This is a genomic window from Tepidiforma sp. (genome assembly GCF_034433535.1).
Lineage (GTDB): Bacteria > Chloroflexota > Dehalococcoidia > Tepidiformales > Tepidiformaceae > Tepidiforma.
The window spans coordinates 1-12,762 of the sequence record NZ_DAOUAO010000158.1 but is presented as its reverse complement, the minus strand read 5'-3'; the positions used below and the strand labels follow the sequence as shown (position 1 = coordinate 12,762).

The 12,762-nt window shown below is 68.8% G+C and carries 12 protein-coding genes; 5 read left to right on the top strand and 7 right to left on the bottom strand.

Annotated features, from left to right (window positions below):
* The 6 genes from VAE46_RS08615 to VAE46_RS08590 form a co-directional block, all read right to left on the bottom strand.
* The coding region (locus tag VAE46_RS08615; protein WP_322796523.1) for a molybdopterin oxidoreductase family protein at window positions 1-1,214 on the bottom strand (1,214 nt) is incomplete at its 3' end.
* On the bottom strand, window positions 1,211-1,822 hold the full coding sequence (locus VAE46_RS08610; protein WP_322796522.1) for a 2Fe-2S iron-sulfur cluster-binding protein: 612 nt from the start codon (window positions 1,820-1,822) through the stop codon (window positions 1,211-1,213). The genes VAE46_RS08615 and VAE46_RS08610, both read right to left, overlap by 4 nt.
* Complete coding sequence (locus tag VAE46_RS08605; RefSeq protein ID WP_322796521.1) at window positions 1,819-3,252, bottom strand: NADH-ubiquinone oxidoreductase-F iron-sulfur binding region domain-containing protein; 1,434 nt, start codon at window positions 3,250-3,252, stop codon at window positions 1,819-1,821. Before VAE46_RS08605 ends, VAE46_RS08610 begins: the two co-directional genes overlap by 4 nt.
* 33 nt (window positions 3,253-3,285) lie before the next feature.
* Window positions 3,286-3,597, bottom strand: a complete 312-nt coding sequence (locus VAE46_RS08600) for a hypothetical protein (protein WP_322796520.1) — start codon at window positions 3,595-3,597, stop codon at window positions 3,286-3,288.
* Window positions 3,598-3,826: 229 nt separating this feature from the next.
* Window positions 3,827-4,726 (bottom strand): NAD(P)H-binding protein, encoded by a 900-nt coding sequence (locus VAE46_RS08595; protein WP_322796519.1) that lies wholly within the window; start codon window positions 4,724-4,726, stop codon window positions 3,827-3,829.
* Window positions 4,723-5,631: a MerR family transcriptional regulator gene (locus VAE46_RS08590; protein WP_322796518.1), complete on the bottom strand. Its 909-nt coding sequence runs from the start codon at window positions 5,629-5,631 to the stop codon at window positions 4,723-4,725. Before VAE46_RS08590 ends, VAE46_RS08595 begins: the two co-directional genes overlap by 4 nt.
* A gap of 67 nt (window positions 5,632-5,698) precedes the next feature.
* Here VAE46_RS08590 and VAE46_RS08585 point away from each other — a divergent pair, with 67 nt between their 5' ends.
* Both VAE46_RS08585 and VAE46_RS08580 read left to right on the top strand, forming a co-directional pair.
* Window positions 5,699-7,174 carry an NAD(P)/FAD-dependent oxidoreductase gene (locus tag VAE46_RS08585; RefSeq protein WP_322796517.1) on the top strand — a complete coding sequence of 492 codons (1,476 nt, stop codon included), beginning with the start codon at window positions 5,699-5,701 and terminating at the stop codon, window positions 7,172-7,174.
* Window positions 7,171-7,629 carry an SRPBCC family protein gene (locus VAE46_RS08580; RefSeq protein ID WP_322796516.1) on the top strand — a complete coding sequence of 153 codons (459 nt, stop codon included), beginning with the start codon at window positions 7,171-7,173 and terminating at the stop codon, window positions 7,627-7,629. The genes VAE46_RS08585 and VAE46_RS08580 overlap by 4 nt, the downstream gene beginning before the upstream one ends.
* Before the next feature lie 317 nt (window positions 7,630-7,946).
* On the opposite strand, the gene VAE46_RS08575 is transcribed toward VAE46_RS08580, so the two are convergent.
* Window positions 7,947-8,840 carry a formyltetrahydrofolate deformylase gene (locus tag VAE46_RS08575; RefSeq protein ID WP_322796515.1) on the bottom strand — a complete coding sequence of 298 codons (894 nt, stop codon included), beginning with the start codon at window positions 8,838-8,840 and terminating at the stop codon, window positions 7,947-7,949.
* A 262-nt stretch (window positions 8,841-9,102) separates the two neighbouring features.
* On the opposite strand from VAE46_RS08575, the gene VAE46_RS08570 reads away from it, so the two are divergent.
* The 3 genes from VAE46_RS08570 to VAE46_RS08560 all read left to right on the top strand — a co-directional run.
* On the top strand, window positions 9,103-10,818 hold the full coding sequence (locus tag VAE46_RS08570) for a peptide ABC transporter substrate-binding protein (RefSeq protein ID WP_322796514.1): 1,716 nt from the start codon (window positions 9,103-9,105) through the stop codon (window positions 10,816-10,818).
* Window positions 10,819-10,902: 84 nt separating this feature from the next.
* On the top strand, window positions 10,903-11,850 hold the full coding sequence (locus VAE46_RS08565; RefSeq protein ID WP_322796513.1) for an ABC transporter permease: 948 nt from the start codon (window positions 10,903-10,905) through the stop codon (window positions 11,848-11,850).
* A gap of 36 nt (window positions 11,851-11,886) precedes the next feature.
* On the top strand, window positions 11,887-12,762 hold an 876-nt coding region (locus VAE46_RS08560; RefSeq protein WP_322796512.1), incomplete at its 3' end, for an ABC transporter permease.

Sequence of the window (12,762 nt, the reverse complement as noted above, 5' to 3'; positions counted from 1 at the left end):
TCGCCGACGATGTACATCGCCCGGATGGTCCCATCAGCGATGCGCTCGATCATGTCCGTCGCTTTGAGCCCAGGCTCGCGCGGAATGCCCGCCTGCCAGTGCTCCTCAAAGACCGCCGCGACGTCGTCGCGGTACGGCTGGTAGCCGGGCAGCGAATCGGGGATGCAGCCGGCATCGCCGCAGCCCTGGACGTTGTTCTGCCCCCGCAGCGGCGAGATTCCGCAGCCCGGGCGCCCCAGCTGCCCGGTAAGCAGGGCCAGGTTGATGAGCGCGTGGGCGTTCGCTGTCCCGTGCGCGTGCTGGGTGATGCCCATGCCCCACGCCAGGCAGCTGCCCGGCCGCTCTCCGGCCGGCAGGCCGCGCCGGGCCGGCGGCCGTGCGTAGAGCCGTGCCGCCTCGCGCAGGGCGTCCGCCGGGACTTCGCAGGCGGCGGCGTACTCCTCGACCGTGTGCTCGAGCACGGCCGCTCGCCAGTCATCGAACCCCTCGGTGCGCCGGTCGATGAAAGCCCGGTCCTCGAGGCCCTCATCGAGAATCGCCCGCGCCATGCCGTTGAAGAGCGCGACATCCGTCCCCGGTGCGGGCTGCAGGAAGACGTCGGCACGCTCGGCAAGGTCGATTCGCTTCGGGTTCACCACCACGAGGCGCGTCCCGTGGTCGTCCATCGCCCGCCGCATCCGCGATGCGATCACCGGGTGATTCGACGACGGGTCGCACCCGACCAGCACCAGGCAGGAGGCATGCTCGTAATCCGCGTACGAATTGCTGGTGGCGCCGCTTCCCAGCTGCAGCAGCATGGCCTCGACGCTTGGGGAGTGGCACAGCCGCGTGCAGTGGTCGATGTTGTTGGTCCCCATCACCAGGCGCACGAACTTCTGCTGGACGAACGCATCCTCGTTGGTGGCCTTCGCGCTCGCGAAACTGCCGAAGGCGCCCCGGTACGCAAGCAGGCGCTCCGCGACCAGGTCGAGCGCCTCATCCCAGCTCGCGGGCCGCAGCTCGCCGTCCCGCCGAATGAGCGGCGTCGTCAGCCGGTCGGGGTGATGCACGAAGGCCGTGCCGAATCTCCCCTTCACACACAGCATCCCCTGGCTGGACGGGTTCGACGGGTCGTCATCGACCCAGGTGATGCGGCCCCCGTGGGCCTGCACGACCATCCCGCAGCCCACGCCGCAGAAGGGGCAGGTGCTCCGGGTGGTGGTGAGTGCCGTCATGCGCGTCCCTCCTTCGGTACGAGCGCGTGGGTCGGGCAGGCCGCCACGCAGGACCCGCAGGCGGTGCAGGCCGAATCGGCGAACGTGGCCCCGGCCCCGGGGGTCACCCTCGCCGCCGTGCCCCGGCCGGCGATGCCGATCGCCCCGATGTGCTGGAGCTGCTGACAGGCGGCCACGCAGCGCCCACAGAGAATGCACTGCTGTTCGTGGAAGGCGAAGAAGGGGCTGCTCGCATCGAGGCCCGACCGCTCCCGCCGCGGGCCCGGGGGCTCTGCCAGCCGGTGCGCCTCGTACGCGGCCCAGAGTTCGCCGCTGGATGGTCCCCCTGCGATGTCCGGTCGGGGCCCATGCATCCCGCGGGTAAGCTCCAGCACCGTCGTCCGCAGGGCCACCACCCGCGGGCTGCCGGTGCTCACCTCGGTGATCCCCTCGGCCGGGGTGTGGCAGGCCGCCACCACCCGGCCGTCGGCTTCGACCAGGCAAGTCCGGCAGGCGCCGATCGGCGGGAGGTTGTCATCCTTGCACAGGTGCGGCAGCGAGATTCCCAGCGCGAGGACGGCATCGAGAATGGTGCCGCGCGGAGGAGCTTCCCGACCATCGACCCTCATGCGAACACCTCCGGCCAGAACACGCGCGCCGACCGCACCGGCCCGGTGGCCATCTGCCCCAGCCCGCAGAGGGAGGCGAACTGCACCGCGTCGAGCAGCAGTTCCATCCGGCCCTGTCCCGAGGCGAGGCCCTCGAGCAGCAGCGGCGTGCCCTCGCGGCAGGGCGTGCACTTCCCGCAGGACTCCCCGGCGTTGAAGGCGGCCATGGAGAACGCCGCCCGGCGGATATCGCCCGGTGCCTCCAGCACCACCACGCCACCGGCGCCGAGCATGGCGCCGGTTTCGTGGTACCGGCCCGGCGCGAGCGCCACATCGGCCAGGCTGCCCGGGAGGAACCCGCCGGAAGGCCCGCCGCACAGCAGCGCCAGCCGCTCCGGCGGGGGGCCGCCAGCCCCGGCGACGACGTCGCCGAGCGGCGTGCCCATCGCCACCTCGTAGACACCGGGAAGCCCAACCCGACCGCTCACCGACAGGATGCGCGAGCCTGGCGCTTCTGCGGTGCCGTAGTCGCGCCATGCGGCGGCGCCATGCCGGGCGATAACCGAGACTGCCGCAATCGTCTCGACGTTATTGACCACCGTGGGCATGCCGAACAGGCCGGCATCGACCGGCAGCGGGGGCTTCGCGCGCGGCACCGCGCGGCGCCCCTCGATGGCGTTGAGCAGGGCGGACTCCTCCCCGAGGACGTAGCCGCCGCCCCCGCGGTAAACCACCACAAAACCAGCGATCGGTGACTCCTGCAGGGCCGCGGCGAATGACCCGGCCGCCGGGTCCGCCTCGCCGTTGATGAAGGCGATGGTGACCGCAGGCTCGAGCACCGCCATCGCGATGGCCAGCCCCTCGACCACCCGGCGGGGCCGCAGGCAGAGAAGGGCACGGTCCTTGAAGACGCCGGGCTCGCCCTCCTCGGCGTTCAGGACCAGCGCACGGGGCCCCTCGTGGCGACGTGCGGCGCGCCACTTGCGGGCCGTCGGGAAGTAGGCGCCACCGCGACCGCGGAGCCCCGACCGCTCCAGCTCGTCGAGGAAGCGGGCGGGGCCCATGCGCCGGACCGCCTCCAGCCCGGCCCAGTCGCGGGAATCGTCCGCAAGGAGTGGACCCGAGCGGCGCACCATCGGTTCCGGGAAGGGAAGCTCGTGCCCGGCTGCCGGGGCCTCGTAACAGCGGAACAGGCAGCCCGGCCGGAGTGGCCCGTCGGCGCCCCGCGCGAGGTCACAGGCGACACCGCCGCAGGCGCGCGCTTCACCGGCCGGCTCGAACCGAAAATCGGGATACGAACAGGCGGCCTCCCACGCCTCGGCAACGGGGACGCGCACTTCGCGAGCGATGCGGGCAACCGCGTCGCGGTCCAGGTAGCCGGCCTGGCGCTGGTGCTCGTAGAGCAGCGGAAGGAGCGCGGCGCGGCGCGGAAGAATGGTCGGGAGGTCCACGCCGGCGATGGTATGCCGACGGCGCGCGCGCTGCTAGGTCGGACGGGCGGCCATCTGCTGGGAAGGCCGCATCGCGGTCGGGAGCACCGTCTTGCGGGCCGGCTTCAGCGGTTCTTTGCAGGCGGCGACCAGCACGCGGTCAACGATGTCGCTGATGCCCCTGGCACGCGCCTCGTTTCGAACGTGAGCAACCGTCGCGGAAATCGTCGCCTCCACCCCGGGCCAGGGTTCGCAGCGGATCACCCGCAGGTGGCGCGACGATTCGTTCCACTCAACCACCAGCCGGGCATGCGCGCCGGGACCGGCGCAATAGCGGGTGTACCCGCCGAGGTACTCCTGCGTCATATGGAGGCCGCGCGCTGATGGGTCGATGCCCGCCCGGTGTAACCCTTCCCAGAGCTCGCCAAGTGCAAGCAAGAGCCGGAACGCAACATCGGAGGTATCAGCGCGCAATCGTCTACCCGTGCGGATAAGGTGTCGCCCGCGGCCCCCGCGGTGCCGCACCCGCATTCTACGCCAGGCGGCCCGGTGCCATGCAAGCGACCCATGCCTGCTATAGACGAAAGGCCATGGATTAGCGTTTCAGGTAGGTCGCCAGGCCATCCGCGAGCGGCGTGAGCGGCAGGCCGAACGTCTCCCGCAGTGGTGCGATATCGGCCACGCCGTTCATCGTGATGAAGTCGATGGCGTCCGGCGTCAGCGGCCGACCCGGCGCGAACTGGATGACGGAGGCCACGAGCTTCATGACCGGCTTCGGGCTGTGCAGCAACAGACGCCGCTTGCCCACCACCCGGAGCGCCGTACGGATGACCTCGTCCATGATGAGCACGTCGGGGCCGCCAATCTCGAAGATCTTTCCCCGGGACCGGTCGTTCGAAAGCGAGGCGACCACGTGCGCGGCCAGGTCGTTGATAAAAAGCGGATTGATGCGCGTTTTGCCGTTGCCAATGACCGGCACGAACGGCAGGAACTTCGCGAAGCCAAGGAAGCGGTTCAGGGAGACGTCGCGGGGGCCGTAAATCCAGCTCGGCCGGAAGATGGTGTACGGTACGCCCGAGCCGGCAATGTACTGCTCTTCCTGCCACTTGAAGCGAAGCCAGTGGTACGGCGCATGCTCGGCGGCGCCCACCCCGCTCAGGCCGATGAACAGCGGCGTCCCCGCCGCGCGGGCGGCGTCGACCAGGTTGCGCGTCCCGCCGAGGTCGATGTTCTCGAAGGTGTAGCCCTTCTTCGGGTTCTCGATGGGCGAGTTCGGGAATTGGACCGCGTCGATGACCGCATCGGCGCCCTGGAGCAGCGCCGCGAGCGTCGCCGGGGCGGTGACATCGGCCGCGACCCAGGTCGCCCTCGGGTCGATCGGGTCCCGCTCGGGCTTGCGGCGCGAGCCCACGACGACGTCGTGTCCCGCATCAAGCAACGCCGTGGTGATGGCACGGCCCAGCAGGCCGGTTCCGCCGGCAACTGCAACCTTCATGATGCACCTCCATGCACCCTGGCCCGCGCCAGGTCGTTGATGAGCTTGGCAGCGGCCGGGAGTTCCGGGCCGCCGTAATGCGCGCCGGAGACGTGCAGCTCCGGATCGCGGTCGAACGCCCCACCGCCGTAGACGATCGACGTCAGCGGGGCGGTATCCCGCAGCCGCTCGACGATCCCGGGCAGGTGCAGGGCTCCCTCCGGGGTCCCGGCGTTGACCGCAAGGACGTCGGGCTGCGAATCCTCGACCGTCCGAATCAGGTCCTCATCGGGAACGTCCTGCCCGAGGTAGATGGTCCGCAGCCCCTGGAAGCGCAGCATCACCGCCAGCATCAGCAGGCCGATTTCGTGGTGTTCACCCTCGAGGCAGGCCAGGACCACAATCGGGGCGCCGGAGAACGGCTGGACCTGCCGGCTGAGCTGGTCGAGGCGGGCGCGCACGAAATTCGTGGCGAAATGCTCCTGGGCGACCGTCGCACGGCCTTCGTGCCAGGCGATGCCGATATCGCGCATGAGCGGCACCACGACCTGCTCGAACGCTGCCATGAGGTCCAGCGAATCGAACAGCTCGGCCCAGGTGGCGGCCGCCGATGCTTCGTCGAAGGCGAGCAGGGCATCGCGCAGGCTGGCAGTGAGCCGCTGAATGCGCGGCTCCCCGACCGGCGCGCGGGACTCCTCGAGGGCCAGTCGGGCGGCTTCGGCAAGGGGCACGCCCTGCGCGGCCAGCTGCTTCATCCGGCGGACCAGCTCGATCTCCGCGGCCGAGTACGTCCGTTGGCCCCCGATGGTCCGGGCCGGGCGAGGGACGCCGTAGCGGCGCTCCCACGCGCGCAGCGTGTGCTCGCTCACGCCGGTGAGCGCGGCCACCTGGGCAATCCGATAGACACCGTTCAGCTCGCGCGCCATCGCACGACGATCGTCGAGGCTTCGCGGCCGCTTGTCAAGGTCCTGTTCATGTCCCTACGATCGAGGCGTGACGTATCCTGAATCAGACCTCGACATCGCGGTCATCGGCTCCGGCTTCGGCGGCCTGGCCGCGGCAGCACTCAGCGCCAGGGCGCGGGCGCGCGTCGCCGTCTTCGAGCGGCACACGCGGCCCGGCGGGTGTGCCGGGGACTTTGCGCTCGAAGGCTTCTGGTTTCCTGCCGGCGCAACGGTTGTGACAGGGCTTGAACAGGGCGGCATCCTTCGACAGCTGCTTGACGCCATCGATGTCGAAGTCCCGTCGAGCCCATTGGACCCTTCCATCGTCTTCCACCTGCCCGGGCGAACCGTTCGCTACCTCGCCGACCAGGCCGCCTGGCGAGAGGAATTCGCCGCCCGGTTCCCCGGGGCCGCGCCGGGCTACCAGCGCTTCTGGGACTGGGCCGAGTGCGCCGGCGGCACGGTGTACCGCATCGGCGCGTCCCTTCCGTCCTTCCCGCTTGAACGCATCGCCGATGTCCGCCGCTCGCTGCGCGCCGTCCGACCCGAGGTCATCCGGGTGCTCCCGGACATGTTCGCGACCGTCGGGCAGGTGAAGCGCCGCCTCGGCGCGACGGGCGACCCCGCCGCCGACGCCCTCATCGATGCCCTCCTGCTCGATGCCACCGGCTGCACCGCCTCCGCCTGCAGCGCCGTCCAGGGCGCCATCGCCCTCGACCTCTACCGCCACGGCTGCCAGTGGGTCGACGGCGGGACCGGCCGCATCGCGATGGCCCTGGTGCGGGCCATCCGCCGGCACGGTGGGAGGGTCGAATTCGGGCGCGGCGTCGCCCGCCTGGGCCGCGAGGGGCGCGCCTGGCGGCTGTGGCTCGACGGCGGCGGTTCGGTGTCAGCCCGCACGGTCGTGGCGAACCTCCCGCCCGGCGGGCTCGACCTGCTCCTGGGCAGGCCGCCGCGTCTCCCGCGCCCGGGCAGCGCCTGGGGCGCTTTCGTCCTCCACCTCGGCATCGATGCCGCCGGGATCGAGCCGCTTCACCCCTTCCACCAGGTGGTGCTGGACCCCGCCGACATCGACCGCCCGGGCGCGAACATGCTGGTCTCCATCTATCCCGGCCGCGGCCAGCGGGCAGACCGCTGGAGCATCAGCGTCTCGACGCACGTCGAGCCAGCGCTGTTCCAGGTCCCGCCGGTCCGTGCCGCCTGTACGCGCCGGGCGCTCGAACAGCGGCTGCTCTCCGCCGTTCGCGCGGTCATCCCGGACGTCGATGACCGGGTGCTGCTGCTGCGGTCGGCCACCCCGGCCACCTATCAGCGGTACACTGGCCGGCCGGGCGGCTTCGTCGGCGGGCTCCGGCAGGTGCCCTCCGTGGTCGCCCTCCGCGCACCCGGGAGGCGCTACGGTCCCGGGCTCGTCCTGGCCGGTGACCATACCTTTCCCGGGCAGGGGACCGTCGGCACCGCGCTCTCGGGCATGAATGCAGCCCGCGATGTGCTCGAATACCTCGGTAAGGAGCCCCCGCTATGACCGTTGTGCGCTGGTCTTCTCAGATCGATGCCCCCCCGGAGGCGCTCTTTGCCTTCCACGCCGACGTGCGCAACCTCGCGCGCATCTCGCCGCCGTTTCCGCCCTTCAGGCTGGTCAGCCCACCGGCGCCGACCCGCGAGGGGGACGTCCAGGTGTTCCGGCTCGGCTGGGGACCCATCGGCGTCGATTGGCACGCCCGCATCACCCGGGTCGAAGAGGGGCGCCTCATTGAAGATACGCACGAGCGCGGGCCGTTTCGGCGCTGGCGTCACCAGCACCGGTTCTCCTCCGAAGGTTCCGGCGCCCGCCTGACGGATGTGGTGGCGTTTCGCCTGCTGCCCACCCCGGTGGGCGAATTTCTCGAATGGCTGCTGGTGCGGCCCGCACTCGCAGGGATGTTCGCCTACCGCCACCGCCAAACCCGCAAGGCCCTTGAGCAGGCGAGGACATCTTGACGCTCGGCACGATCGTTATCGGCCGGTGACATGGTAGGCTGCCGGCGAGCCCCCAAGGGAGATGCCCGTGCAGCCCTGTGCCCTTTGCATCGCCCAGGCCGCCGAGCCCGGCCTGGTGAAGAACCCGGTCGGTCTCCTCACCCGCCGCACCGACCTGCTCCGGCACGCTGTCCAGGTCTTCGGCGAGCATGACGGCGCGACGCATGCGCTCATCCCGGTCTGCCCGGAACACGTTGTCGAGGTCTACCGCGGCCGGGTCGCCGGGGTGCGGATGGCGTGGCGATTGGGTCCGCCATCAGACCGTCCCGCGGGTGCGGCTACTCCCGCCCCCCAAGGTCACGCAGCAGAGTCCGCATCCCGGGCTTGAACACCACCTTCCCGTCGACCACCACGATCTCGTTGTTGAGGTAGAGCTGGACGGCCCGGCTCAGCACCCGGCCTTCAAGAGCGCGGCCCTTGCGGCGCACATCTTCCACCGTGTCGACCCCCACATCGATGTGGAACACGTCCTGCAGGATGATCGGCCCCGCGTCGAGCTCTTCGGTCACGAAATGCGCCGTGCAGCCGGTGACCCGTACGCCGTCCTCCCACGCACGGCGGTAGGGGTTCGCGCCCGGGAAGTAGGGCAGCAGCGAAGGGTGAATGTTGATGATCCGCCCGGCGTAGGGCTGCACGACCGTCGGTGAAAGAATCTGCATGTAGCGCGCCAGCACCACCAGACCCGCGCGGTAGTGGGCCAGCCGGTCGAGCAGGAACGCCTCGTGCGCGGCCTTGTCGTCGCTCGGGTGCCATTCGAACGGCAGCCCGGCCGACTCGGCCAGCGGCCGGAGCGTTTCATGATTCGAAAGCACGCACACCAGCTCCCCGCGCAGCTCGCCCGAGCGCCAGTCGGCGATGAGCTGCTCGAGGCAGTGCGGCTCCTTCGAGACGAGGATGGCGACGCGCGGGCGCTCCCGCTCGCTGTGCAGCGTGAGCCGCACCTCCATGCCAATTTCGTTCCCAATCGCGAGGAGCCCGGTCACCAGCTCATCGAGCGTCACGCTGGCTTCCGAAATGTCGATGAGCATGTCCATCAGGAACTGGCCGCGCACCACCCGCTGCTCGATGTCCTCGATGTTGATATCGCGCTCGGCAAGGTAGGTGCTGATGCGGGCGACGACGCCCTTCTGGTCCCGCCCGACCACATGGACGATTGCCAGGATTTTTGCCACGAATGCCACCCCGGGGGCCTTGCTTTGGCATCAGCATAGGCTGACCCTCCCCTGCCGGCGAGTCGAGGGCATCCATGGCAGCGGCCCCCGGCGTACTGATGACGAGGCCGGGGGTGCATGCCCTTCGGGCCAGGAGGTGCGCCCGCCCACGTTGCGAGTCGATGAACGGCCGGGGAATCCGGTAAAGATTCGTTGACAGTACGAAAATGCGGGGGCACCTTACCGGACGGTCAATCGATACAGAGGAGGGAACCACGAAACGATGACCAAACGCACCTGGCGACTGCTGTTCAGCACGCTCGCCCTCGTCGCGGTTCTCGTCTTCGCTGCGGCCTGCGGCGACGACGATGACGACAGCGGCGACGGCGGGCAGACCGGCGGCGATGCAACCGCGACCGCACCCAGCGGCGGTGGCAGCAGCGCGCCCTCCGGCACCATCACCATCGGCGCGACCCAGTTCGAAACCTGGGACCCGCACTTCTCCGACTTCGCGCAGGACATCACGCACTTCGTCTACGTCTGGCGCGGCCTGTACCACCTCGATATCAACGACAAGCCGCAGCCCGCGATGGCCGACGGTGTGCCGCAGGTCTCCAGCGATGGCAAGACCTACACCGTCAAGCTCAAGAAGGACCTGAAGTGGTCCGACGGCCAGCCGCTCACCGCTGAAGACTTCGTCCTCGGCATCCAGCGCACCTGCAACCCGGACGTTGCCGGCCACTACCAGTACATCCTCACCAACATCGTCGGCTGCGATGACTACTACAACGCCGCCGATAAGTCGGCCGAGGAGAAGGAAGCGCTCCGGCAGAAGGTCGGCGTCCGCGCGATCGACCCGCTGACCCTCGAGATCAAGATTCAGGAAGCGCAGCCGACGTTCCCCATCCTGCTCGCCCTCTGGCCCACCTTCCCGGCGCCGAAGCACAAGCTGGCGAAGGTCGACGACCCGTGGCCCGGCCCGCTCGAGAACGTCTACAACGGCCCCTTCATGCCGTCGGCCTACACCGAAAAGGCCAGCATGGAGCTCAAGCCGAACCCGAACTGGGTCGGCACGCCCGTCGGCGTCGAAAAGGTTGTCCTTCGCTACGTGGACGACCCGGCGGTGCTCAACAACGCCTACCGAACCGGCGAAGTCGATGCCACCGTCGCGAACAAGCCCGAGCTCGACAAGCTGAAGACCGAATTCGCCAAGGAACTCCAGCTCTACCCGGCAACCCGCACCATTGGCCTCGAGTTCAACGTGACCAAGGCCCCGGTCGATAAGCCCGAAGTTCGCCTCGCGCTCTCCCAGGCCACCGACCGCGCGACCATGATGAAGGTGGTCTTCAAGGACGCCAACACCGCCACGACCAGCTGGGTGCCGCCGGCCCGGAACGGTCTCAAGGGCGGCGAATACGACGCGATCCTCGGCTTCAACCCCACGAAGGCCAAGGAGAACCTCGCCAAGGCCGGCTATCCCGACGGCAAGGGCTTCCCCGAGCTGACCCTGCTCCTCGTCGATAACCAGACCAACAAGCTGCTTGGCGAATTCCTCCAGGCCGAGTGGAAGAAGCACCTGGGCATCGACCTCAAGCTCGAGTTCGTCGACAGCAAGACCCGCTCGTCGCGCTTCAACGCCTCCGACTTCCAGCTCGTCACCGGCGGCTGGCAGGAAGACTACCCGGACCCGGAGAACTGGTTCCTCGGCCTCTGGGAAACCGGCGGCTCTATCAACAAGACCAAGACGAGCATCAAGGCGCTCGACGACATCATCACGAAGGCCAAGTTCAACACCAACGATGAGGAGCGCCGCAAGCTCTACCGCGACGCCGAGAAGCTCCTCCTCCAGGAAGCGAACGGCATCGCCCCGCTGTTCCACACCCTCGCGGCCTTCCTGGTGAAGCCGCACATCTCGGGCATGGTCGAGAACAAGCGGCCGGGCGACACCTTCGTCCCGGGCGACTGGTACATCGAACTCTGGAAGACCTCGAAGAAGTAGCGAGGACCCTTCCGCAGCCGCTTCCAGATTCACGATGGCGCCGGGAGAGGGAGCTCCCGGCGCCATCCGCGAAAGGTACCGGCCATGTTCGCCTACACTGCCCGGCGCATCGTCGCCATGATCCCGCTGATCGTGGCCATCGCAACGATCACCTTCCTCCTGATGCACGCCGTCGAGGGCGGCCCGTTCGATACCGATAAGCCGCTGCCCCCGGCCACCCTCGAGAACCTCAAGCGCCGCTACGGGCTCGATGACCCGTTGCCCGTCCAGTACCTGAACTATCTCAAGAACCTGGCCGAGTTCGACTTCGGCATCTCCATCGCCAACAACCGCGACATCACCGACATCATCCGCGAGCGGATGTCCGTCTCGGTCCAGCTCGGGATCGCCACCTTCCTCTTCGCGACCGTTTTCGGTCTCACGCTGGGCACCCTGTCCTCGCTCAACCAGAACGGCCTTTCGGATTATGTCGGTGTGTTCATCGCCACCATCGGCGCGGCCATGCCCAGCATCGTGCTGGCCCCCATCCTCACCATCGTCTTCGCGGTCAACCTGGGCTGGTTCAACGTCCTCAGCTCGGATTACGGCTTCACCGATTGGTTCCGCGGCGACTTCAGCAACTGGCGGCAGGTGGTGCTTCCTACCATCGCGCTCGGATTCCTGCCGATGGCCTTCATCGCCCGCATTACCCGCGCCTCCATGCTTGAGGTGCTCCGACAGGATTACGTCCGCACCGCCCGTGCCAAGGGCCTCGCTGAGTACACCGTCGTGCTGCGCCACGCGGCCCGCAACGCGCTGATCCCGGTCCTCACGGTGCTCGGCCCGATCTTTGCCGGCCTGATCACCGGTTCGCTCGTCATCGAAACCCTCTTCGCCATCCCGGGGCTGGGCCGCGAGTTCGTCCGCTCCGTGCTCATCCGCGACTACGGCCTGATTATGGGCGTGACTGTCTTCTACGCCGTCGTCATCGCCTTCATGAACCTCGTCGTCGACCTGCTCTACGGACTGGCCGACCCCCGTATTCGCTACTGATGTTCGCTATCATCCCCCTCCACCCGAGGCAACACCGTGGCCACCAGTGACCAGACCATCGCGCAGCCGTTCGATTTTCTTTCCCAGACGCTCCATACGAAGCAACGGGGGCTCTGGGCACAGGCCTGGCAGCGCCTGCTCCGGAACCGCCTCGCAGTCGCCTCGGGGGTCATCCTGCTGGTGATCCTCGCGGTCTCCCTCGCAGCCGATTTCAGCGACACCGTCCAGCGCTACGACCCGGCCGTCCCCGATTTCCAGGCGACCGAGCAGAACCCGAGCCGGGACCACTGGCTCGGCACCGATACCCTGGGCCGCGACCTCTGGGCACGGCTCCTCCAGGGCACGCTCTTCTCGCTGAAGATCGGCCTCGGGACGCAGCTCATCATCCTCGTCATCGGGCTCACCATCGGAATGCTTGCCGCCCTCGCCGGGCGCGTCAGCGACACCATCCTGATGTGGGTCACCGACCTCGCTTACGCCTTCCCCGACCTCCTCGCCATCATCCTGCTCCGCCAGGTCCTGCTCGGCCGCGATTGGCCCATCATCGGCGAAGGCGACCCCCAGATCCCTGGCTTCAACGGCGTCCTGCTGGTCACCATCATCGCCATCTCCTTCGTCTCCTGGACGACGCTGGCGAGGCTGGTTCGCGGGCAGATGCTCTCCATCAAGGAGCAGGATTATGTCACGGCCGCCCGCGCAATGGGCGCCGGGCCCTGGCGCATCGTGCGGGTGCACATGCTCCCAAACACGCTCAGCGCGGTCATCGTCTCTGCCACCTTCGGGATCCCGCTGGCGATCTTCGCCGAGGCAACGCTCGGGTTCATCGGCCTGGGCGTGCCGCCGCCCGACGCCAGCCTCGGCTCGCTCATCGGCGCGGGCCTCGACACCATCCAGGTGCACCAGGTGCAGCTC